We start from the raw sequence: 25,071 nt of genomic DNA on the forward strand, positions 1-25,071 counted from the left end.
TTTAAATTAATTTAATGCATCCCAAACTGTATAACCAGTAACACCAGCACCAAACCATGCAACACCTTCAGCGACAGCAGCACGAGCAGCAGGGTTAGTTGCTACGTAATAAGCACCACGAGCAGCCCAATAAGCAATTGCTACAAAGCCGCCATCAATTTCAGTCATTTCCTCTTTGTGTAATTCGCGCATTCCTTTGATTTCCATTAATTCCATTTCAATCATTCTCCTTTCAAAGTTAATTGACCGTATCCATTAGTTTAGAGCATCCCAAACTGTATAACCAGTGACACCTGCACTAAACCAGTTAACACCTTTAGCAACAGCAGCACGAGCAGCAGGGTTAGTTGCAACGTAGTAACCTCCACGAACTGCCCAATAAGCAAGTGCTACAAAACCGCCATCAATTTCAGTCATTTCTTCTTTATGTAGCTCACGCATACCATTTAACGATAATTCAGTCATCTTTTTCACCTCCTTTCAAGTATGTGATTTTTATAGTCTATTAGGATTTACAGCGATATAAATATCAACAATAGGAGTTGCTCCTTGGTTGACATCATCTTCATTTGTTTGGACTGTGTAAAATCCTGAAATTTCTTGCAAGCTGTTCTCTTTAATATAATGAAGCAATGCTTGGTATGACTCATCGATTGAAGAAAGGGGGTTTGAATGACTCGTATATAATGCATTTGTTAGGTGGAATTCGCTAATAAACCTGTAATCATGATTTACGTCTATTTCTCGATTGATTGGAATGAGAAACTCCATATCTAGGATAGTTTGCTGGTTATCCGTTCTAACGGCATATGTTGTACTAACTGTAGGGCCAACCTTTTTAACATCCTTTCCTTTTAGGTACATCGCAAAGCTTTGCAACTCCTGTTGAATTGCATGTTCAGCCATCTCTTTCCGAAATGCAACAACGTTTGGTATCGTTAATGATTGGTTTGTTTTGATTGTCATGTTTACCTCCAAAGAATGTATTCAGTTTGCTTTAATTGGAATAATATTTTTACGAGTTAGAATAGATGTCATGAAATTTGAAAGACCATGTATAATCATTGCAGGCCAAATAGTTTCTTGGATGACAAAGGAAACAGATGTCAGTATTCCGATAAGAAACAGATAGGTGAGTAAATAATATTGACCATGATACTGGTCACTTAAATGTGCGAGAACAAAAACAAAGCTTGATATGAGAATAGCAATTACTGGGTTTGTAACTGTTAACAAAAGTCCTAATAACACAGCTCTGAAAAAAAACTCTTCAAAAACTGCAGGAAAACAAGTAACTAGGAGTACATTTGAAGGCTTGTCCTTAAGCATATCAACTAAGTGTATAACACCTTTTGTATGCGGATAATAGAGCTTTCCGAGTAGAAGTAAAATTACAAGGACAATTGATAACATGAATGAATAAATAAAACCTATTAATAAATCATTGCCGATAGACGTAAAAGTAAAAACCTGATGAAGATATAGGAACATGTCTGACTTTTTCCAGAAGAAAAGGATAATGAATCCAATTATCCCGAATATGAAACTACTAAATATAACAAGAATCTTCGTAGTTGGTTCTTTTTCCATTTGCATCATCCTGACATATTTATTCCATTTTCTACCATAAGTAACATACATCCCCATTATATTTTGAATTTTTCAAATTGTAAAGTTAGCATGTTCATTCCAAAATAGCCAATTAGTACGGAATGAGTACAGAATGAATCGAGAAAAAGAATAAATCATTTCGATAGGTTCATTGAAAAAGTACTAGAGATTCTGGTTGTAAATTCCAATTCAAAGAGTTATGTAAATTTTAGATTAATATTCTGTTAAATATCAAAAAATATGTAGGAAAGTAGATTTATTTTGTCATGTAAATTTTGATTGTAGGAACTAAATACTTAGTTATATCAATGCCTTTTGTTTTGTTTTTTATAGTAGACAAACAAATTACATCACTAAACACCTATATCAACACTAAAAATTCAATACCCTTTGTGAAATTTAACCTAGTTAAAGTAATCATACTAATCTATAAATATGAACTGATTTTATTGCTAATTTTACAGGTTTGAAACCGCTTAACTTTCTATTACAATAAAAGTACTCATTACGTAGAAAAGAGGGAGTAGGATGGATTCAGTAACGAAAACTTACAATTTCCAAAATTGTGAGCTTCCACTCGAAGAACGAGTAGAGGACTTAATCTCACATCTAACATTAGAAGAAAAAATAAATTTAATGTGTCAGTACCAAGTGGAAATACCGAGACTTGGGATTCGGAAATATAAACATGGTACAGAGGTAGCCCATGGTGTCGCATGGCTCGGTGAAGCAACGGTTTTCCCGCAAAATATCGGACTCGGCTGTACATGGGACGAAGAGTTAATGAAGGAAGTCGGAAGTGCAATTGCTGATGAAGCACGTGTCTATTATCAAAAAGAACCTGAAATAAATGGCTTAACTGTTTGGGCACCAACTGTAGATATGGAACGGGACCCTAGATGGGGAAGAACGGAAGAAGCGTATGGTGAAGATCCACACCTTACCGGAAAACTCACGACAGAGCTCATAAAAGGTTTACAAGGCGAAGATGAAACATACTTAAAAACGGCTGCAACTTTAAAGCACTTTCTCGGAAATAATAATGAAGTAGACCGTGGTGAATGTTCTGTCAGTATTGATCCAAGAAACATGAATGAATATTATTTAAAAGCATTTGAAAGACAAATTAAAGAAGGCAACGCACAGTCGATTATGACCGCGTATAATGCAGTTAACGGTACATTATGTAATATGAATCCTGCTGTAAATGACATCCTAAAAAAAGAATGGGGCATGGATGGTTTTGTCGTTAGTGACGCGGGCGATGTATTAGGGTCAGTAAACGAACATAAATACGTTGAATCGTATGCCGAAGCCGTAGCCTTATCAATTAAAAACGGAGTCGACAGTATAACCGATAATCAAGAAGTTTCATTACGTGCGATTAATGATGCATTAGAACAAGGCCTTTTAGAGGAGGCAGACCTCGATCAGGCTTTGAAAAACACATTTCGCGTCCGCTTTCGTTTAGGTGAATTCGATCCTGACGAACAAAATCCTTTTGCAAATATCAATGAAGATAAGCTCTGCTCCCCTGAACATAGTAAGCTTTCATTACAAGCAGCGAGAAAATCTATTGTTCTTCTTAAAAACGAGCAAAGCACGTTACCATTGAAATCAAACAAGGTGGCTGTCATTGGTACGTTAGCAAATGAAGTATTCACTGATTGGTATAGCGGCACACCTCCGTATAAAGTAACACCAGTGCAAGGAATTTCAAAAAAAGTAAGTGAACAAATACTTTTTGCTGATGGCTGTGACCGTATTAGGCTACGCTCGGCTTCTACTGGTAAATACGTTCAAGTTGATGAAACAACACATTTTGTAAAAGTCGGTGAGGCGATAGATGGTGCACAGGATACCTTTATACATAAAAATTGGGGCTGGGGTAGTGTCACGCTGCAATCAGAGCACAATCAAAAATACGTAACGGTTGAAGATAATGGAAATCTATCTGCAACTGCATTAGAAGCAAAAGGCTGGTTTGTAAAAGAAGTGTTTGGCATGCAGGAGAAGAGTAATCAACAAGTTCATTTAACGTCATGGGACCAGCAGCCAATCGGCTTGAATAAAAATGAGTCTGTAACAGTTTTAGATAAGGAAGCAGACTATTTTGTAAAAGAAGTAGTAGAAAGTGGTATCGAAAAAGCAGTGGAAGCTGCAAAACAAGCTGAAACCGCAATTTTATTTGTTGGCAATAGCCCATTTATTAATGGTAAAGAGTGTATTGACCGTCCTAATTTAAATTTACCATCGGACCAAGAAAAATTGATACAGGAAGTCTTAAAGGTTAATCCAAATACTGTTGTAGTCATTGTTGGAAGCTATCCGTTCTCAATTAATTGGGTGAAACAACATGTACCAGCAGTAATCTATACATCACACGGTGGACAAGAGCATGGTCAAGCGATAGCAGATGTCTTGTTTGGTGATTACAATCCTGCCGGCAGATTAAATATGACATGGTACCAATCGGCAGCACAGCTAGCAGATTTCATGGATTACGATATTATCAAAGGGAAAAGAACATACCAATATTTTGATGATGTTGTGCTCTATCCTTTTGGTCACGGCTTATCTTATTCTAGCTTTCTTTATGAGAATCTAGTGATTAGTGAGATAGATAGAGAGAAACTCAACATTTCAGCTACTGTTACAAATACAAGTGAAGTTGACGGTGAAGAAGTTGTCCAACTATATGTGAGATGTGATATATCACGCGTGAAGAGACCATTAAAAACGTTAAAAGGTTTTAAGCGAGTGTTTATTAAAAAAGGACAAAGTAAAGTAGTCACGTTTGAGATACGTAAAGATGAGCTTGCGATATGGGATGTAACGAGAGAAACGTTTTGTGTTGAAAAAGGGACGTATACGTTAATGGTCGGAAGCTCATCAGAAGCTATTAAGCTAGAAAAGCAAGTTGAGATTGATGGCGATATTATTCCACTACGAAAAGTGAATGAACTTGTAAAAGCAATAAACTATGATGATTATCATGCAGTTTACTTGGATGAATGCAAAGATGGCCTCACAGGTAGCATCCATGCAAGTATTCGTTCTAAAAAAGACACAAGCTGGATTTCCTTACACGAAGTAAGCTGGGATAACTCGTATCAAAGCTTTATCGCCAGAATTGCAAACGGCGGCGAGAAAACATTGCTTGAAATTCGTGCGAATGATTTAGATGGACCTGTCATTTGTGAATGTGAAGTCCCGAAAACTGGCGGATATCAGGCATGGACAACAATTCATTTTCCTATTAATCAAGGACTCGAAGTAGATAAGCTCTATATTCGTTTTAAAGGTGAAATACAACTAAGCTGGTTCAAGTTCGTATAATAAATCGAGACTGACGAGTAAGTACAAAAGCTATCCTAGTGAGCTAGCTTTTGCAAACTCGTCGGTCTTTTTCTGTGATGACTAATATTGACATGAAAAAATGTAAAATTATATATACCTTGTTTTTGTTAGCTAACGAGTATTTCTACGGTATAATATAGGTACTACATCTGAAAGCGCTTACTGAAAAAGGAGTTATACTCGTGAAAAAAAATGTTGCCACATTTCTAATAAAGACGATTAATGATTTAAAATTACGAGATAAATTGATGGTTATTTTCATATCTGTCGTCTTTATCCCAATTTTTGTAGTCGGAATTGTGCTCACAAATGAACTGAGAGATGATGCCATTACAGATGCAATTGAATTATCGAAACTAAATGTTGAGCGTGTTAAGAAGCGGACAGTAGATTTATTAAATGTACCAATCTATGTATCAAACAATCTACAATTTGACCAGAAACTTAGTTCATTAGTAAATAAAAAGTACGATAATACCTTTGATGTAGTTGCTGAATATCTAGACTATAAAACATTTGATTATTATTTACACTATTATTCATCAATTGAAAATATTAAACTTTATATCGATAACCCTACTTTAATGAGTAATTGGGAAATCATCCCGATAAATGAGCATGCTGCTGGCGCTAATCTATACCATTTGGCAAGTGACGATCCCGCTTACAACCGTTGGTATTACTTGACGGATAATACGAAAAATAATAATCCATATTTAAGCTTAGTTAGAAGGATAAATTTTTTAGATTATAAAACATACGGTGTGTTAGTTGTGACTGTAAATATTAGACAAGTAAATATGATTCTTGAACAAGAACCATATTTAACAATGATTGTTGATGATGCCAATCACATTATCGCGGCAAATCAACCAGATTTCATCGGTGAGAGAATGGATGGAATTATTGATCCAAAGCATGAAATTACGAGTGATACAATGATTATCGAAGGAGAGTTTGAAGGTGAGGCTTCACGGTTTATTATTGATCACCTACGACCGGAAATGAGCCAAAATGAGCTAAAAATCATTTCGGTCGTAACTGAAAAGGAAATTGTCAAGGATGCGAATAAGCTTGGCTTACTTGGTGCAATTGTTACGATTGCGGGTGTTGTATTTGCAATCATCTTAATCGTTATCGTCTCATGGTTACTCTCAAAGCGGCTGTCAAATTTGAGCAAGAGCTTAGATAAAGTGTCAAAAGGTGATTTATCGGCAAGAATTGTTGTAGATGGCGATGATGAAATCGGTCAGTTATCTATGCAATTTAATCAAATGGTTGAAAATATCCACCAATTAATTGAACAGGTTCAAGATGCGACACAGCAAAGAAATTTATTAGAAATCCGCCAGAAAGAAATAAAGCTAAAAATGATGGCGAGTCAAATTAATCCCCACTTTTTATTTAATACACTCGAATCGATTCGGATGAAGGCATTTATGAAGGGAGAAAAAGACATTGCAATGGTCGTCAAGCAATTAGGAAAACTGATGAGAAAAAGCTTGGAAGTCGGTGGTAACACAATTCCATTACGAAACGAAATCGAAATGGTCCGATGTTACTTAGAAATACAAAAATTCAGATATGAAAATCGTCTAAATTATCAATTATCAGTTGACCCAAATACGGAAGAGATTCCAATTTATCCTTTAATTATTCAGCCATTAGTTGAAAATGCTGTTATCCACGGCCTTGAGGATAGAGAAGATGGTGGTACTGTCACTGTATCAACACATCTAGATGAATCGAATTTATTAGTGACAGTTGAGGATAATGGCAGTGGCATACAACCTGAAAAGCTTTCAAGTATACAAGAAATGTTATTAAACCCAAATGAACTTGATGGAAATCGAATCGGTCTTTTAAATGTTCATAATCGGTTACGTCTCTCGTACGGAGATGATAGTGGGTTGAAGATAACTAGTACAGTCGGAAAAGGGACAAAAATTCAGTTTACAATACGGGGGGATTAACATGTATAAAGTAATCATTGTCGATGACGAACCGATGATTAGAAAAGGGCTGCAAGCAATTATTCCATGGGAAGAATTAGGATTTGAAGTTGTTGACAACGCAAAAAATGGCCGAGAGGGTTATGAAAAGTATAAGCAGTATAAACCTGACTTAATGATACTAGATATCAAAATGCCAGAAATGAATGGAGTCACACTGCTTGAAAAGATAAGAGATGAAGATGACTGGATTCACTTTCTTATTTTAAGCGGTTATGCAGAATTTGATTATGCAAAGCGAGCGATAGGCAGTAGATGTGATGGCTATCTGTTAAAGCCTATAGATGAAGATGAAATGGTTGCTTATATTAAAGAAATCTATCAGAAGCTAGAAAAGAAAAAGCAAATAACCGAGTTAATCGAATCAGATAAAGAAAAACAACAGAAAGAAATTGTTAGAAGCTACATTTTTGGAAGAGAAATGAACGTCGAGCATAGTAAACTAGCAGAATCTCAGCAATTAACATCACCTAACTACCAAATCGGGATCATTTCAACAGGAGATGAAAAGACAGGAATAAAAGTGAAAGAAATCATTGAAGCTAGTAAATGTGGCTTCATCTTCGAAAAAGGAGACTATTTAATAATTTTATTTCTCGATGATTTTTATTCGAAACATAGAAGGATAAAGCCTTTCAAAGACCTTCACGATTTAATAATAGAAAATCAATTGTATGCTGCATTCGGTGACACAGTAATGGAACTTGAACAAATACAAGCTTCCTATCAAGGTGCAACTAAAATCTATAATCGAAAGTTTTTTTATCCAAAAGGTAAACTGTTATCTAGTAAAGAGCTTCAGGAAAACATGTTGATCGATGACATCCATTCAGAAGTTTCGATTGATTCTTATGTCGAAAAACTATATTTCTCTATTGATGTTGTCAATGCAGAAACGTGTGAAAAGGTAATAAATGAGCTTTTTAACGAACTGTGTCAACATTATGATACAGAAATGAATGTGAAAAAAGTCGTATTTCATATTTATACAACAACAATCAATAAGCTGCTGTTAGCAAATCGTGACTTACAAACTGCATTAAATGAATTTGTTACAAGAGCTGGGGACCTATTTGAAAAGCAAAGTATTCCATGTATAAAGGCATACCTATATGAACAAATGAAAGCAATTTTATCCCTTTTTGATAATGGTGAAACAGATGTCACATTAAAAAAACTAATCGATTTGATTCACAAGGAGTACAATCAAGGGCTACGTTTGGAAACATTAGCCGACGTATTCAATTATAATAGCGCTTACTTAGGAAAGCTATTCAAAAGCTATACTGGAGAATATTTCAATACGTACCTTGATAAAGTGAGAATAGAAAACGCTAAAAGATTATTAGAGGAAGGATACAAAGTATACGAAGTAGCTGAAAAAATCGGTTACGCAAACGTCGATTACTTTCATCGAAAATTCAAGAAATACGTCGGTGTATCACCTTCTTCATTTCGGAAAGAACATTAAGGTATCTATTATGGATACTTTTTTTGTTTGTAAAAAACAATAAGTAATTATTCTAGAAAAACCTAATGAGAATGCAGAATATACCTCTCTAATAAAATTAGATAATAGATTCGATAGACGAGATGGTGAAAGGACTTCATCTAAAGTAGTCTGAGTGTAAAAGAGCATATTCCTAATATCTCGTAAAAGTGTAAAACAGTTGTAGGAGGAAAAATAAAAGAGTCTTCAATGACCGTAGAAGCAGAAAAGAGACTAAAGGGTAAAATAGCATTGACTTAATATCCCGTCAGAGCGTAAAACCGCTGTTAAAGGTAAAATAGCATTGACTTAAAATCCCGTCAGAGCGTAAAACCGCTGTTAAAGGTAAAATAGCAATGTTTTAAAATCCATTCAGAGTGTAAATCCGCTGTTAAAGGTAAAATAGCAATGTCTTAAAATCCCGTCAGAGCGTAAAACCGCTGTTAAAGGTAAAATAGAAATGTTTTAATATCCTGTCAGAGCGTAAATCAGCTGTTAAAGGTAAAATAGCAATGTTTTAAAATCCCGTCAGAGCGAAAATCCGCTGTTAAAGGTAAAATAGCAATGTTTTAAAATCCCGTCAGAGCGTAAAACCGCTGTTAAAGGTAAAATAGCAATGTTTTAAAATCCCGTCAGAGCGTAAAACCGCTGTTAAAGGTAAAATAGCAATGTTTTAAAATCCATTCAGAGTGTAAAACCGTTGTCAAAGGTAAAATAACAGAGTCTTCAAAGACCGTAGAAGCAGAAAATAAGAGAAAGCCCTAACAGAAACCATCTTCCACCTTCATATAGAGTATAAGCCCAAAACGAACTAATCCTCACCAAAAAGGGTCTCGATATAAAGGAGCATGAAGATTAAAACATATAAAGTAATTCGGGAAAAGACCTACATATATTGAATCAGCCCTATTCACACAAAACATTTCCATCCCATGTAAACCTCGTAAACTCCTAAACAATCAGTAACTCGCTATTTTGTTCCACAATAAGAGACGTGTAGATTTATTACTTCAGAAATATACAATAAGAGCCCCAGCTACTATTCCCTTTAAAATACTGTTTGCAACTAGCCCAATACAGTGTCATTTCCACACTCAACATAAAAACAACTTACCTATTAAAGGTTTTATGATGCTATCTAACAAATATCAGTCACTCTCAATAACAATCTATAATTGTGACATGATTTCTATTAAAATCTATCAGGTATTTGAAGGAGGTATTTTTCGTTAAGATATAACTATAGATATGGGGGGAGATAAGATGGATGTCGTAAAAGAGAAAGCGCATTCAAATACTGTTATTACAAAGAAGAAGAAAAGCTTCTGGCAAGTATTTAAGCAACAAAAAATCTTATATTTAATGTCTCTGCCATTTGTCGCATGGGTTATAGTCTTTAATTATTTTCCTCTATGGGGCTGGACAATGGCATTTCAAAATTATCGACCAGGCTTAGGCTTTTTTGAGCAGCAATGGGTAGGCTTTGAACACTTTGTTGCTTTGTTTCAAGATGAACGATTTTATTTAGCCCTTCGTAATACACTTGCAATGAGTATTATGGGCTTAACATTAGGATTTACAATCCCGATAGTGTTCGCGGTATTGTTAAATGAAGTGAGAAAGAAAGCGTTTAAAAGTATCGTTCAGACCGTCTCATACTTACCGCATTTTGTATCTTGGGTAGTTGTTGCCGGAATCGTAACGAAGATGCTCTCAATTGATGGCGGGATTATTAATGAATTACTCGTATCAACTGGGATTATCGATAAGCCTGTTCAATTTATGACAAAAGGTGAATGGTTCTGGATTATCGTAACGTTATCTGATTTATGGAAAGAGATGGGCTGGAACTCGATTATCTTCCTTGCAGCAATGGCCGGTATTGACCCGCAGTTGTATGAAGCAGCAAAGGTTGACGGTGCTAGCAGATGGAGACAAATATGGCATATCACGTTGCCAGGAATAAGACCAACAATTTTAGTCGTGTTAATCTTATCAATTGGACATTTAATTACGATAGGATTTGAAAAGCAATTTTTATTAGGAAACTCAACAGTCGTTGATTTTGCTGAAGTACTAGATTTATATGCGCTAAACTATGGTATTGGCTTAGGAAGATTTTCTTACGGTACGGCAATTGGAATCTTTAATTCACTTGTAAGTATTATTTTGCTTTTCTTAGCAAATGGAATCTTTAAACGTTATACAAACAACAGTGTTATGTAAGGGGGGACATACGATGAACAAAAAAAAATACAATTTATCGGCTAAATGGGATGACAGAATTTTTGATACGTGTAATTACATCTTTCTCACGCTTGTATTTATCGTCACTCTCTACCCATTTTTAAATGTACTAGCTATTTCGCTAAATGATTCAACAGACACCGTCCGAGGTGGTATATACATTTGGCCGCGTGAGTTTACACTTGATAACTATAAAGAAATTTTTAAATATGACCATTTAGTAACAGGTTTCTTCAACTCAGTGCTCAGAACTGTCATTGGAACGGCACTAGGAGTTCTGTCCTCTGCAATGGTCGCCTTTACACTTAGTAGAGCTGATTTCCAAGGGAGAAAGGCTGTTTCGACACTATTAGTACTAACGTTATATTTCTCAGGTGGATTAATTCCAGGCTACATGTTAATGAGAGAGCTTTCATTAATTAATTCGTTCTGGGTATATGTGTTACCAGGTATGGTTAATGCGTTTAATATCATCATTGTCCGCTCTTTTATGGACAGCTTACCATATTCTTTACAAGAATCAGCAAAAATTGATGGTGCTAATGACTTCTCGATATTTTGGAGAATTATCTTGCCGCTATGTACACCGGTATTAGCAACAATCGCTTTATTCGTTGCGGTTGGTCAATGGAACTCTTGGTTTGATACGTATCTATATAATAGTTCAAATCCAAGTTTGACAACATTACAGTATGAACTTATGAAAATATTGCAAAACACATCGATGGGTGCAGGTGATGCAAATGCATTTCGAAACTCAACTGGAGAACAATTAGCTACAAAAGTATCACCAGAATCAATTAAAATGGCCATCTCAATGGTTACAATTGTTCCAATATTATGTGTGTATCCTTTCGTTCAGAGATTCTTCGTACAGGGAATGACTCTCGGGGCAGTGAAAAGCTAAAGTTGGTTAATCCAGGTATATCCTGTTAACAAATGGCTTTTTCTAAAGCTAATTGTTTTTAATCGTAATAATCGATATAGTTGATTTGACGTTAGCGGTTTTGTGGGATTCGGATATGATGAGGTTGCTTTTTAACCATCCTGCAAAACTATACCAAATCAACGAAAACGACTATTATATATAAAACAATACAGCATCTGAAACAGCCAAATAAAAAAACGATAAAAACTTACGAGGGGGAAAGTAAGATGAGAAAAGGGAATTTCAAAAGAGCAACGATTTGTATGCTATTAGCTTTTATTATGCTCGTCGCAGGCTGTAGCAACAACGATAAGACGAGTAAAAACAGCAGTGAAAATGAAGACGGTACTGTTACATTGTCACTCTTTAGTGCTGACCCACATTCACAATGGGATAACATGGAAAGTCCTGTCAGTAAAAAAATTATTGAAGAAACAGGTGTAACATTAAATGCAGAATTTGATGTCAGTGGTGGGGAGCAAAAAATCCCATTAATGGCTGCAAGTGGTGAGTACCCTGATTTAATCCTTCCAAAAGGAAATGCAAGTACATTAGTAGATGCAAAAGCATTCCTTGATTTAACAGACTTAATTGAAGAGCATGCACCGAACTTAAAAAAGGTCTACGGTGAATATATCGATAGACTTAAATGGAGTGAAGAGGATCCTTCTATCTACATCTTACCAACTACTCCAGTCGACCAAACGTATTGGGTACCTGGTACAGGCTTTATGCTTCAACATGAAGTTGTCAAGGAATTAGGTTATCCTGAAATCCGTACTGTGAAAGATTTTGAAAACGCAATCAGAGAATATAAGGAAAAACATCCAACAATTGATGGACAGCCAACATTAGGTTTATCATTATTAGCAGATGATTGGAGAATTCAAATATCTACTACAAATCCAGCATTCCTTGCAACAGGTGCTCCGGATGATGGTGAGTACTATATAGACCCAGAAACATATGAAGCGACAATGCATTATCGTCGTCCAGAGGAAAAGGATTACTTTAAGTGGTTAAATCATATGAATGACGAAGGCTTAATCGACCCAGAGAGCTTTGTGCAAAAATATGACCAATATTTAGCAAAAATTTCATCAGGTCGTGTGCTTGGTTTAATTGATGCGGATTGGGATGTAGCAGAAGCACAACGCGCATTAAGAGAAGCAGGCAAGCAAGAAAGAATGCATGGTATGTATCCGGTTACATTAACAGAGGAATATAAGCATCCTAACTTCCAAGATACTGGTTACCTTGGTGGATGGGGAATTGGTATCAGCGTAGATTGTGAAGATCCAGTTCGGGCAATTAAATTCATCGATTACCTTGCGTCGGAAGAAGGTCAAATTCTTCAAAACTGGGGAATTGAAGGAGAGCATTATGAAGTTGTCGATGGGAAACGTGTTATTTCTGAAGAAGAGATGGAAAAACGTAATAACAACGCTAACTACGTAAAAGAAACTGGTATTGGTGTTTTAAAAGGATTCTCACCAGTATATGGTGATGGTGTTACAGACTCAACTGGTCAAACTTACACAATCGCAAACCCAGACCAAATTAAAGATGCCTATACTGATGTAGAAAAAGAAGTATTGCAAAACTATGAAGTTGAAATGTGGAAAGATTTGTACCCACAAAAAGAAGAGTTCCCTGTGAAAAAGTGGGGTGCAGGCTTCAACATTCCAGTACCATCAGGTTCAAACTTAGAATTAATCAATCAGAAATGTTTTGATATTGTGAAAAAACGTATTCCAGAAGCTATTTTAGCGAAGCCAGAGGATTTTGATAAGGTTTGGGATCAATTTATGAAAGACCTTGAAAAAGCTGGCGTTGAAGAAGCTGAGAAAGAATATACTGAACTCGTAAAATCTCGTGTAGAGCTTTGGGAAGGGAAATAAGATAACTAGTAGTTTAACAAGCTCCACTCCCTGCTGTGAAGAGTGAATAAGGCTCTTAGAAAAAGCAACTATATATTAAATGAAACGAATATCAATGCTTAGACCGTCTCATTAAATGGGGCGGTCTAATTATATCTTTTGATGTAAATCTACCATTAATCCATATGAACGTTTCTACTAAAGGATGAAGCTCCTCTTATAACAATAAATACTTAATACATATCTATCCTCTTCAATATATATGTATATGGCTGATAATTAAATAACATTATGCCATATCGAAAATAACATTATGATATTCCCTTAATTGTAAAAGAATGCTATTTTAAGTTATAGGAGTGTTATCTTAAGTAAAAGAAAAGTTTATGATTGAATGTCTTTAATATAGAATTGAAGTAATATGCTATACAGTTTTCAAAAAGTAGAATAGTTATAGATTTTAGCATGAGCACCGACGTAGAGGGTTTGATTTTGAGATTCATGGCTACCTTCTATAATTCTTAAGAGCATTTTCCTGCGATACGTAAGGCACAGTTAACATATCTAATCCTTTAAGAAATAACAAGGGTTACAAAAAATGCAAATTGCTAACAGAGGGATTTTTAGTTTATCGTCGAACTTAGTAATCATAAATGTAAGGGTATACATTTTGGGTTTGTCTTCGATGAGGTTAGTTAAGGAGCCTTTATTAAGTCCTCAGGTTACATTTCTATTAACGTAGATAATAGGTTTTCTATTATAAACATGAACATCATAATGATAGAAATATCGATTAGAGAATCGTTATGATGCCTTATTAGGGGGGATTACGATAAGTTTAAAAGTAGTGAAGGATAAATTAAATGATATTAAGTTACGTAACAAACTTATCTTTGCCTTTATTTTTGTAGTGTTTGTTCCAGTCGTAATCGTAGGTGGTTATTTGACAAATGAATTACGTAAATTAGCATTAGATGATGCCAAGCAAGAAGCTGAAACGAATATGGAACGTGTAACGGAACGGACAATGGAAGTGTTAAAAATCCCATTTTATATTTCTAATAACCTCATTTATGACCAAAGACTAATGCAAGTTGTCAAAACAGACTATAAGAAACCATATGACGTCGTTTTATCTTATCGTGAATTTCACGTCTTCCACAATTACCGTCAAATTTATCATAACGAAATTAAACATATTAAATTTTATACAGAAAACGATACATTATTGAATAATTGGCAAATCATCCCTGTTAATAATCAAATTGCAAACACTGATTGGTACAAAACAGCAATAAACGGAAATGGCTTTGCAAGATGGTTACATTTAGAAGATGATACGAATCATCAACACAATTATTTGAGCTATATCCGTAAAATTGATTTTGTCGATTTTGAAACAAAAGGTGTCCTCGTTATTCAATTAAAGCCAAGTGTATTCAATCTCATTCTTTCACAGGAATCCCAGCCAATTATGTTAGTCGATGAAGAAAACCATATCATTAGCTCAAATCAGCGTGAATACATTGGGAATAACTTACACAGTGTCATTGACGCTAACATCTTGACCGGCAATAAAAAGGGTGTATTTCAAGGAATAGTCGGTGGTAAGGCTACACATATATTTGTAAATCCAATACAGCTTGAGGGTAGCTTAAACCAATTAAAACTAATTTCAATTATTGAAGATGAGAGTATTGCCAAAAATGCAAATATGTTTCGAAATCTCGGTCTCATTGTTGTTATATTTAGCTTTTGTATTGCACTATTATTCATTTATTATTTATCCAAAGTTTTAACAAAGCGCTTATCGACATTAAGTCATCAAATTAATAAGATAGGAAACGGAAATTTTAATACTCATATTTTCATAGATGGAAAAGATGAAATTGGACAGTTATCGAAGCATTTAAATATTATGGTGACTAATATTAAACAGCTATTACATGAAGTTTATGAGTCAAATCGGCAAAAAACACTGCTTGAAAGAAAACAAAATGAAATCAAATTTAAAATGATGGCAAGTCAAATTAATCCGCATTTCCTATTCAATTCACTTGAATCGATTCGCATGAAAGCAAATATAAAAGGCGATAAAGAAATCGCAAGAATTGTGAAGCTCCTTGGCAAATTGATGAGAAATAGCATAGAGGTTGGTTCAAGAAACGTCAAACTAAGTAGTGAAATGGAAGTTGTAAAGTCATATCTGGAAATTCAAAAGTTTCGCCACGGGGACAGATTAAACTATGAAATGATCGTAGATGATGCTGCATTGGATATTCCAATTCCACCACTTATTATACAGCCGCTCGTAGAAAATGCCGTCATCCATGGAGTTGAGAATAATCAAAGTGGAGGAAGTGTGTTAGTAAAAGCGGTTGTCAGTGAAGCTAAACTAATCGTTTCTGTAAGTGATAATGGTACCGGGATTAGTGTACAAAAGCGACAAGAAATTTATCAAGTGCTAAATGAAGTAGAGGAAAAAGAAGGGACGAGAATCGGGTTAAGGAATGTCCATCAACGGCTACAACTCACTTATGGTAACGAAACAGGTTTGACCATTCAAAGCAATGAACATGAAGGGACAAAGGTATCATTTTTCATACCAATTAAGGAGGGGCTTGGATGATAAGTGTGATGATTGTAGATGATGAATCGACAACACGCCAGGGAATTGTTACGCTCATACCTTGGGAGGACTACGGTTTTTCGGTTATTGGTACTGCAGGCAGTGGTTTTGAAGCAATTGAGAAGGTTGAACAGCTGAAACCTAAGCTCATGATTGTAGACATCAAAATGCCAGGAATGTCTGGAATTGAATTAATTGAACATATAAATAAAAGTAATTCCTCAATGAAATTCTTAATTCTAAGCGGCCATGCTGAATTTGAATATGCGAAACGGGCGATGAAGTGTAATGTAAATGGTTATTTATTAAAACCGGTTGATGAAGATGAATTAATCTCACATCTTATCGAAATAAAGACAGAAATCGATAAACAAGACTATTACCATGAGATGAAAACAAAAATGGTAGTAGAAAAGAAAGAACGCCTCATCATGAGTGGGATTAAAGGAGAAAATCTGTCACGACTTGATGAATTTTTAAAACAGGAAAGTGGCTGGTATTCGTATCGAACATTAATTATTGAAACAAATGGAGATGACAATCATAAATCACAGTTAAAAACGAAGCTAATCAATGAAATTGAATCAAAACAAATCGGGTTTGTGGTTATCTATGACACATATTTATGTGTTCTCCTCCATGGAAACCATGCACTTGTAAATCATGAAAGCCATTTATACCATCAGCTTAATAAAATATGTCGTTCGCAAGCTACATCTTTTCGAGCTGCGATATCTAACAAATTCGAAGATATAAAGAAGTTGCCGATCATGTATGAATCTGCACGAACATTACTTGAATACCAATTTTTTTATAAGGAAGATTGCTTATTATCGAATCAGAGTGTCCCTATCTATATAAGTAAGGCTAGAAGAACTGAAGGAGTAAATGTTTCATCTAGTATTGAAAAGTTGCAGTTAGTTATTGAAATAGGTGATAAAGCTTCGATGAATCGCTTACTTCTTGAATTTATGCAGCAACTGGTTGATAACGGAGAAACAGAGGAAAAAATAAAGCATCATTTTGTCCAATTGACAACCTCATTGTTAAATAAACTGATGTACGAGCATCAGAATATACATCCTATTATATTAAATGTACTTTCACGTGTATTTGAAATCGAGGAGAAAACAAATATTCAAAGTCTCTTAACATATGTAGAAACCTTATTTGATGAAATCACCAGCCATATGGAGGTGAATGATTCAACATTATTAGTGAAAAAGATGATACATCTCATTGAAAACAACTTTGATAAAAACATTAAGCTAGAAACGTTAGCTGAAGTTTTGAACTATAACCGAAGCTACTTAGGCAAAGTATTTAAAAACTCTACAGGCGTCCACTTTAATACCTATTTAGATAAAGTTAGAATTGAAAATGCAAAAAAACTCTTACTAAAAGGTCTTAAAGTTTATCAGGTCGCCGAACGGACCGGCTTTTCAAATGTCGATTATTTTCATAGTAAATTCCGAAAATATGTCGGGCTGTCACCATCTAAGTATCGGAATGAACAACGGGTGAAGCAATAATTATGAACTTACAGTGTCAGAGTATATTGCTCTGATTTTTTTATTTTTATAAGCAGACATATTTGTAAGCGTTCCCATTTTTATATGATTTTTGGTGGCATTCCTTAGGTATTTTTAAAGTAATAAATCTCTTACTATTAAGTTACAGAGAAAATTACATCAGAAACTCACAAAGTAAGGAGGGGGCTATATGGAAATAGATAATCAGAAAACGCTTACCGATGAAGTTGTCAGTACAAAATTAACACACAAACGAAGCTTTTGGAAGGTGTTCGCAAGTCAGAAAATCTTGTATTTGATGTCATTACCGTTCGTTGCCTTAGTATTTGTGTTTAACTATTTGCCATTATGGGGCTGGACGATGGCTTTTCAAAACTTTCGACCTGGTAAAGCATTCATTGAACAAGAATGGGTAGGATTTATGCATTTTATCGAACTGTTTCAAGATGAACGTTTTTATATGGCACTTCGAAACACATTAGCGATGAGCTTGCTTAGTTTGATTGTTGGATTTACCGTTCCAATTATTTTTGCAATTTTACTAAACGAGGTTAGACACTCAGTGTTTAAACGAACAGTCCAAACGGTGACCTATTTACCTCACTTCGTTTCATGGGTCGTTGTTGCAGGTATTGTCACGAAGATGCTTTCAACAGATGGTGGTATTGTCAATGATATTTTACTAGGTTTAGGCATTATCGATGAACCGTTTCAGTTTATGGCAGAGAAAACGTGGTTTTGGGGGATTGTCACCGTTTCTGATTTATGGAAAGAAATGGGCTGGAATGCAATCATCTTTTTAGCGGCAATTGCAGGTCTTGACCCGCAGCTGTATGAAGCAGCAAAAGTAGATGGAGCAGGCAGGTTAAGAAGAATTTGGCACGTAACACTACCAGGTATTCGACCTACGATTTTAGTTGTGCTCATATTAAATATTGGCCATCTCATTAGTATCGGCTTTGAAAAACAAATGCTCCTAGGAAATTCACTCGTTGTTGATTATTCCGAGGTCCTAGATTTGTATGCGCTTAACTACGGGATAGGCTTAGGACAATTTTCATACGGTACGGCAATTGGAATTTTTAATTCAGTCGTGAGCATCACCCTATTATTTATCGCAAATGGAATCTTTAAGCGTTATTCCAACCAAAGTGTCATGTAGGGGGGAGGTAAAATGATGAACAAAGTTGGTTACAAAGTTTTTAGTAAGGATTTCTTATTTGATTTTCTTAACTATACATTACTAATTGTCATTATGGTCGTGACACTTTACCCCTTTTTAAATGTACTAGCGATCTCATTAAATGATTCGACTGATACAGTACGGGGTGGTATTCATATTTGGCCACGTGAGTTTACTTTTAATAACTATTTAGAAATTGCCAAATACGACAACCTTGTCACAGGCTTTACAAACTCAGTATTACGGACTGTGATTGGAACAGCACTCGGAGTATTTGCACAAGCAATGGTTGCATTTACGTTAAGTAGGGCTGATTTCCAAGGTAGAAAATTTGTCTCGACATTCATCGTCCTGACGATGTATTTTTCCGGCGGACTTATTCCTGGATATATGTTAATAAGAGATTTAGGTTTAATGAATTCATTCTGGGTGTATGTATTACCAGGTTTGATAAGTGCTTTTAATATCATTATCATTCGTTCGTTTATGGATGGAATTCCATATTCACTTCAAGAATCAGCAAAAATGGACGGGGCTAATGATTTCACGATTTTCTACCGTGTTATCTTACCGCTATGTAAACCAGTTTTAGCAACGATTGCATTGTTTGTCGCAGTTGGGCAGTGGAACAGCTGGTTTGATACGTATTTATATAACAGCATGAATGAAGGGTTAACAACATTACAATATGAATTAATGAAAATACTAGATAATACAACAGTAGGCGGCAATGTTGATGCGAGCCAAATGAAGCCAAATGAAGCACAGCGAAACCATGTTTCACCTGATTCAATCAAAATGGCGATTACGATGGTAACGGTCATTCCAATTATGATGGTATACCCATTCGTACAACGCTTCTTTATCCAAGGTATGACATTAGGTGCAGTAAAACAGTAATCAGTCATGAAGGGCTTTTTTCTAGAGCGTTTGATTTTTCACAAACGAACGATGTACACAAGGTGTATCAAGTCTTATTTTCAATGGTATGTACAGCTAGCTTTTGGCTGTTTATACAATATAAACCAAAGATAAAGGGGAGGAATCTACATGAAGTCTTATAAGAAAATGATCGGGCTCCTAATGTTTACAGCTCTTATCGTTTGTTTAGCTGCTTGTAAAGGTTCAAGTGAAGATGCTTCATCGAAGACAGAGAAAACATCTGATGAAGGTACACCGATCACATTTACAGTCTTTGATGCTGATGCCAATAATGATTGGGAGAACATGGAAAGTCCAGTCGGAAAGAAAATTACGGAAGACACTGGCGTTACCCTAAAACCGGAATTTGATATTGACGGTGGTCAAACAAAAATCCCGTTAATGGTTGCTAGTGGTGAATACCCAGATTTAATTACTTCTAAAGGTGCGAGCCAGCTAGTTGAAGCAGGAGCGCTAATCGACTTAGCACCTCTTATTGAGGAACATGCACCAAATATTAAAAAAATGTTAGGTGACGAGATAGACCGTTTGAAATGGAGCAAAGAAGATCCATCCATTTACGTCTTACCGAATACACCAATTAAAAATGAACCGATGACACCCGGCTTTGCAGCACTTGTGCAGCACGATGTTGTCATGGAACTAGGTTATCCTGAAATGAAAACGTTAGAAGATTTAGAGAATGCTTTAAGAGAATACTATAAAAAGCATCCGGAAATTGATGGACAACCAACAATTCCGTTAACACTACAAACAGACGGCTGGCGTTTCCAAGCATCTACTTTAAATAGTGGCTTTATGTTTACAGGTGCCTCTGATGATGGAGAATATTATGTTGACCCGGAAACATATGAAGCTACATTGCATTACCGTCGCCCAGCAGAAAAAGAAGTTTTTAAATGGTATAACCATATGAATGCAGAAGGCTTATTAGACCCAGAATCATTTGTTCAAAAAGAGGATCAATGGCTTGCAAAAATGTCAACAGGGCGCGCCCTTGCAACGATTGCGCCAGATTATATGATTTACGATGCACAAAATGCATTACGTGATGCTGGTAAATATGAAAGAATGTATGGCTTCTATCCGATTACATTAAGTGAAGAATACAAACACCATGCATACCAAAGTAACGGATTCCAAGTAGGTTGGGGTATCGGAATCTCGGTCGATTGTAAAGACCCTATACGTGCGATTAAATTCCTTGATTATTTAGTATCGGAAGAAACACAAATTATGCTTAACTGGGGAATTGAAGGAGAACATCACGAAGTTGTCGATGGTAAACGTGTCATTCCTGAAGAAGAATGGGAAAAACGCAGAAATGACAAAGACTACTTGAAGAAAACAGGTATCGGCTATAACTTCCAACGTTTTGCACCTCGCTATGGTGACGGCGCCCTTGATTCAACAGGCCAGACATTCACAGTCAACACACGTGAACTTGCAATTGAAGGGTTAACAGATGTAGAAAAAGAAGTTCTTAAAAACTATGGTGTCGAACTTTGGAAGGACTTATATCCAGGTCCGGACGAATTCCCTGTCAAACCATGGGGAGCTGCCTATAACTTAGCAATCCCAGCAGGCTCAAAACTAGAAGTCGCAAACCAACGTATGCTCGATATCACATTCAAGCGAATTCCTGAAGCAATCTTAGCTGACAAAGATGAATTCGACAGCGTATGGGACCAATACATGTCCGACCTAGATAAAGCAGGAGTAGAAGACGCTGAAAAAGAATACTCACAAATTATAAAAGATACTGTTGAACTTTGGAGTGAGTAAGTTTTGAATAAAAGGGTTCCTTTATGGGACCCTTTTTTCGTGTAGACTAACAGTAAGTATAAATCTTTATATAGACGATGAACTAATATGACACAAACAATTTGAGAATGGTAAGGACAAAAATGAAGAGCTAAGATATTTTGGGCATCCTTCATCCTTATGATGAACAAAACGGAGAAGCGAGTTCAGAGAAGCGGGCTTTCATAGCAATGATGAAGACTAAAACAGAAGAATGAAGTTGAAGAAATGTACTTCATGGAAGCGATGAAGACTAAAAATAGTGAGCCGAAACCGAGAAATGTACTTCATGGAAGCGATGAAGCCCAAAAATAGTGAGCCGAAACCGAGAAATGTACTTCATGGAATCGATGAAGCCCAAAAATAGTGAGCCGAAACCGAGAAATGTACTTCATGGAAGCGATGAAGACCAAAAATAGTGAGCCGATATAACCGAGAAATGTTCTTCATGGCAACGATGCAGACCAAAAGTAGCGAAGCGATACCCAACAACCGGTCAACTTATTACTAATGAGAACTAAAACGAATAATCAATCCTAAAAAGCTCTTCATTCTCTCCGATATAGACAAAAATAGAAATCAGACGTACGAAAAGATACTCGATGAATTCATAAAAACAACAAATTGGTCCTCTCCAGCCTGCCTCCTCTTAAAAACAAGCATTCCCGCAACATAACAATAAAAACAAAAAAACAAGCAGCCAACAACAACTACTTGCTTTTTCACCAATCTATTAATCTGTTTTTTCAATTAGCTTCTTTATCATTTTCATCGCATTTTTATCATTTTCTGCACCGACTTTTATAGCTGCGACTAGCTGTGCATCTTGATTCATATCAAAGCCTTTGAAATAGCTTTTATCGTCAATGACAATTCCATACAATTTTTCGGCTTTGATATCCTCTGTACTTGTATAAAGAAGCTTATCACTTTCAACTGCTTCTGTTATTGAAGGATCAACTTCATCTAACGGCTGAAAAATATTTGTGGTAACAAGGCGTTCAAAATTACCGACATCCATGATGAATAAATCGGACTTATCATCGACTAATGTCACAACACTTTTTTGCTGGCTTGCAACATCCATTGAGTTGTTAATAGTTAGTGGTGAATAATTAAGATTAACCGTCACTCTTTCCCATTCAGGCATTAACGATAATAGATTATCACTTACCGGAGCTGGGTCATTACTAGCATTGAAATATTCTCCTAGCAATAACACTCTGATGTTTTCAGGTGGAAGACTTTCTAATGCCTTTTTTTCTTGATAGTTTTCGATACTCGTATATATGATTGAGCTAAGAATTGCTAACAATGCAATGACCCCAACAATATGAAGTTTATGATAATAGAGAAAATGATTAAGTTTTTTGCGAGTTGTCATTTCAACTTTAGGTGGGGTTTCTGAACCATAAAGCCGATACGTTTTAATTGTGTTGTAAGCAGATGTAATCTCGTCAATGTCAAACGGCTTTTCATCTGGTTGGACATCCTTGTAGGCACGGTCTTTTCTAACCCATATCATATATTGCTTTTCAATTTCTTCGTCCGTTGCTTCCTCAGAAACATCTAATATCGTATATGCTTCTTTTATGTTCAAACTTGTCACTCCTTCTTACCTAGTGAAGTTAATTTCGTAGTTGATTCCAAATCGTAAACGATTACATTTAAAGTCTAGTATTTTACTTATGACTCTTGATTATTATAGCATAGTATTGATTAGAGTATAGAAAATATATAGAATGGTTCCAAAGAGTTTAGGGAGCAGGGACGAAGATGATTCAGTATGTGACAAAAAGTCTACCAATAACTGATTTATACTTAACTCAATATGGAAAAGAAAAGTGTTTACCGGCACATGACCACGGACCCGCAATGAGAGATTACTATTTAATACATTATATTTTTCACGGAAAGGGGACTTTTAAGGTTGGTAAAAATACGTATCACTTAAAAGAAGGGCAAGGATTTTTAATTTGTCCAGATACGATTACTTATTATCAAGCAGACGAAGCGGAACCTTGGCATTATTATTGGATGGGGTTTAATGGATATCAAGCAGACAATTTATTAAACCAGGCAAATTTATCCCGTGAGAATCCTATTTTCGATACATCTTTACATTATCAATTAACACAACAATTTGAACAGCTATGCAATAATAAAATGGCTGACCAAAGAGATGAATTAGAAAGTATCGGACAGTTGTATTTATTATTATCACTACTAGCTTGCGGACAAACAAAAGATGAGGCAACAGACTCAAGTGACAAACATATAAAATATGTAAGTCAGGTTGTTGACTTTATCAAAATGAATTATGCAAATAAGATTACTGTTGCTGAAATTGCCTCCTTAATAGGGCTAAATCGCAGCTATTTAAGTTCAATATTTAAAAAATATATGAATCAGAGTATTCAAGGATATTTAATTCAACATCGCATCCAGGTAGCGAAAGAACTTTTACGTAAAAAAGAAATAACAATTGGTGATATTGCAAGGTCAGTCGGCTATAGCGACCCATTACTGTTTTCAAAGGTTTTTAAAAAAGTATGTGGAATTTCACCATTAAATTATCGAAAGGCATGTGTGCACACGAACAAATGAGGTGAAAATTGTGAGTCGTAAAACGAATGCAATGAGAATTCTCGATGCAGAGAATATTCAATATGCAGTGCTAAACTACAATAGTAATGATGGACGAATTGATGGAATCGCTGTAGCAGATAAAGTTAACCGTCCAGCGGCACAAGTCTATAAAACACTCGTTACAATCGGTCAAAACAAGATTTATGTGTTTGTTATACCTGTGACAGAAGAGCTAGATTTGAAAAAAGCGGCGAAATGTGCAAATGAGAAAAAGTTGGAAATGCTTGCTGTGAAAGATTTACAAAAGTGGACTGGCTATATTAGAGGTGGCTGCTCCCCTCTCGGCATGAAAAAAAGCTTCCCAACCTATTTGCACGTCTCAGCAAACGAATTAGATAAAATCATCATCAGTGGTGGGAAAATCGGTGTACAAATTGAAATGCAGCCTAATGACCTTATCAAGGTAATTAACGGACAACTTGTGGAGTTAGTAAAATAAGATGATTTGTATGAAGGTGAGTTAATATGATGTGACATATCCAACATGTACGCTCTAAATCGAGTGGTTGAGAAGTCTAATCAAATTAAATCACTTTTTTTATTAAAATAAATAGTAAAACATAAATACAAGTCGAAGTATGTGATTTATTTCACAATTTAAGGTATGATAATTGGTAAAGAAAATAATGAACGGTTTATTTAATTCCGTTCACTTGTACACTTATCTCACTATAGTAAGAAGGTGACCAAGCATAATAATAAAGATAGTTAATGAGCTTAAAAAACATAATGCTAAACGAAGTAAAAACTATTTTAGAGTGTTAATTGCTGTTTAATCTTCCAATAGATAAATAGTTTTCCAATAT

At 35.5% G+C, this 25,071-nt stretch carries 18 protein-coding genes; 13 read left to right on the top strand and 5 right to left on the bottom strand.

The window, feature by feature from the left end:
• Positions 1–6 precede the first annotated feature (6 nt).
• From J2S19_RS09345 to J2S19_RS09360, 4 genes are read right to left on the bottom strand one after another with little or no spacing between them, the layout of a single operon-like run.
• A complete protein-coding gene (locus J2S19_RS09345) occupies positions 7–216 on the bottom strand; it encodes a hypothetical protein (protein WP_307340567.1) in 210 nt (69 codons plus the stop codon).
• A 39-nt stretch (positions 217–255) separates the two neighbouring features.
• The gene (locus J2S19_RS09350; protein ID WP_307340571.1) at positions 256–465 is read right to left on the bottom strand and encodes a hypothetical protein; all 210 of its coding nucleotides are present in this window, start codon (positions 463–465) and stop codon (positions 256–258) included.
• Positions 466–495: 30 nt separating this feature from the next.
• Positions 496–966 carry a GyrI-like domain-containing protein gene (locus J2S19_RS09355; RefSeq protein ID WP_307340575.1) on the bottom strand — a complete coding sequence of 157 codons (471 nt, stop codon included), beginning with the start codon at positions 964–966 and terminating at the stop codon, positions 496–498.
• A gap of 21 nt (positions 967–987) precedes the next feature.
• The gene (locus tag J2S19_RS09360) at positions 988–1,590 is read right to left on the bottom strand and encodes a CPBP family intramembrane glutamic endopeptidase (protein ID WP_307340578.1); all 603 of its coding nucleotides are present in this window, start codon (positions 1,588–1,590) and stop codon (positions 988–990) included.
• 549 nt (positions 1,591–2,139) lie between these two features.
• On the opposite strand from J2S19_RS09360, the gene J2S19_RS09365 reads away from it, so the two are divergent.
• The 11 genes from J2S19_RS09365 to J2S19_RS09415 all read left to right on the top strand — a co-directional run bounded on the left by J2S19_RS09365 (position 2,140) and on the right by J2S19_RS09415 (position 21,598).
• Positions 2,140–4,950, top strand: coding sequence for a glycoside hydrolase family 3 C-terminal domain-containing protein (locus J2S19_RS09365; RefSeq protein WP_307340582.1), 2,811 nt, complete (start codon positions 2,140–2,142; stop codon positions 4,948–4,950).
• Between the two features lie 203 nt (positions 4,951–5,153).
• Positions 5,154–6,944: a sensor histidine kinase gene (locus J2S19_RS09370; protein WP_307340586.1), complete on the top strand. Its 1,791-nt coding sequence runs from the start codon at positions 5,154–5,156 to the stop codon at positions 6,942–6,944.
• A gap of 1 nt (position 6,945) precedes the next feature.
• A complete protein-coding gene (locus J2S19_RS09375; RefSeq protein WP_307340588.1) occupies positions 6,946–8,454 on the top strand; it encodes a response regulator transcription factor in 1,509 nt (502 codons plus the stop codon).
• Positions 8,455–9,735: 1,281 nt separating this feature from the next.
• Positions 9,736–10,698 carry an ABC transporter permease gene (locus J2S19_RS09380; protein WP_307340590.1) on the top strand — a complete coding sequence of 321 codons (963 nt, stop codon included), beginning with the start codon at positions 9,736–9,738 and terminating at the stop codon, positions 10,696–10,698.
• Positions 10,699–10,711: 13 nt separating this feature from the next.
• Positions 10,712–11,626 (top strand): carbohydrate ABC transporter permease, encoded by a 915-nt coding sequence (locus J2S19_RS09385; protein WP_307340593.1) that lies wholly within the window; start codon positions 10,712–10,714, stop codon positions 11,624–11,626.
• Between the two features lie 248 nt (positions 11,627–11,874).
• On the top strand, positions 11,875–13,548 hold the full coding sequence (locus J2S19_RS09390) for an ABC transporter substrate-binding protein (RefSeq protein WP_307340597.1): 1,674 nt from the start codon (positions 11,875–11,877) through the stop codon (positions 13,546–13,548).
• A gap of 826 nt (positions 13,549–14,374) precedes the next feature.
• Positions 14,375–16,156, top strand: coding sequence for a cache domain-containing sensor histidine kinase (locus tag J2S19_RS09395; RefSeq protein ID WP_307340600.1), 1,782 nt, complete (start codon positions 14,375–14,377; stop codon positions 16,154–16,156).
• Positions 16,153–17,688, top strand: a complete 1,536-nt coding sequence (locus J2S19_RS09400; protein WP_307340603.1) for a response regulator — start codon at positions 16,153–16,155, stop codon at positions 17,686–17,688. Before J2S19_RS09395 ends, J2S19_RS09400 begins: the two co-directional genes overlap by 4 nt.
• A 190-nt stretch (positions 17,689–17,878) precedes the next feature.
• Positions 17,879–18,850: an ABC transporter permease gene (locus J2S19_RS09405; protein WP_307340606.1), complete on the top strand. Its 972-nt coding sequence runs from the start codon at positions 17,879–17,881 to the stop codon at positions 18,848–18,850.
• Positions 18,851–18,865: 15 nt separating this feature from the next.
• Positions 18,866–19,771, top strand: a complete 906-nt coding sequence (locus tag J2S19_RS09410) for a carbohydrate ABC transporter permease (protein WP_307340609.1) — start codon at positions 18,866–18,868, stop codon at positions 19,769–19,771.
• Positions 19,772–19,921: 150 nt separating this feature from the next.
• Positions 19,922–21,598 (top strand): ABC transporter substrate-binding protein, encoded by a 1,677-nt coding sequence (locus tag J2S19_RS09415; protein WP_307340612.1) that lies wholly within the window; start codon positions 19,922–19,924, stop codon positions 21,596–21,598.
• 751 nt (positions 21,599–22,349) lie between these two features.
• On the opposite strand, the gene J2S19_RS09420 is transcribed toward J2S19_RS09415, so the two are convergent.
• On the bottom strand, positions 22,350–23,216 hold the full coding sequence (locus J2S19_RS09420; protein WP_307340614.1) for a hypothetical protein: 867 nt from the start codon (positions 23,214–23,216) through the stop codon (positions 22,350–22,352).
• Between the two features lie 176 nt (positions 23,217–23,392).
• Here J2S19_RS09420 and J2S19_RS09425 point away from each other — a divergent pair, with 176 nt between their 5' ends.
• Both J2S19_RS09425 and ybaK read left to right on the top strand, forming a co-directional pair.
• Positions 23,393–24,223, top strand: a complete 831-nt coding sequence (locus J2S19_RS09425; RefSeq protein WP_307340616.1) for an AraC family transcriptional regulator — start codon at positions 23,393–23,395, stop codon at positions 24,221–24,223.
• A gap of 7 nt (positions 24,224–24,230) precedes the next feature.
• Entirely contained in the window at positions 24,231–24,704 is a 474-nt protein-coding gene (gene ybaK / locus J2S19_RS09430) for a Cys-tRNA(Pro) deacylase (protein WP_307340718.1), read from the top strand.
• Positions 24,705–25,071: the final 367 nt, after the last annotated feature.

Origin of the sequence: Metabacillus malikii (genome assembly GCF_030813355.1) — a bacterium.
GTDB classification, from domain to species: Bacteria; Bacillota; Bacilli; order Bacillales; family Bacillaceae; genus Metabacillus; species Metabacillus malikii.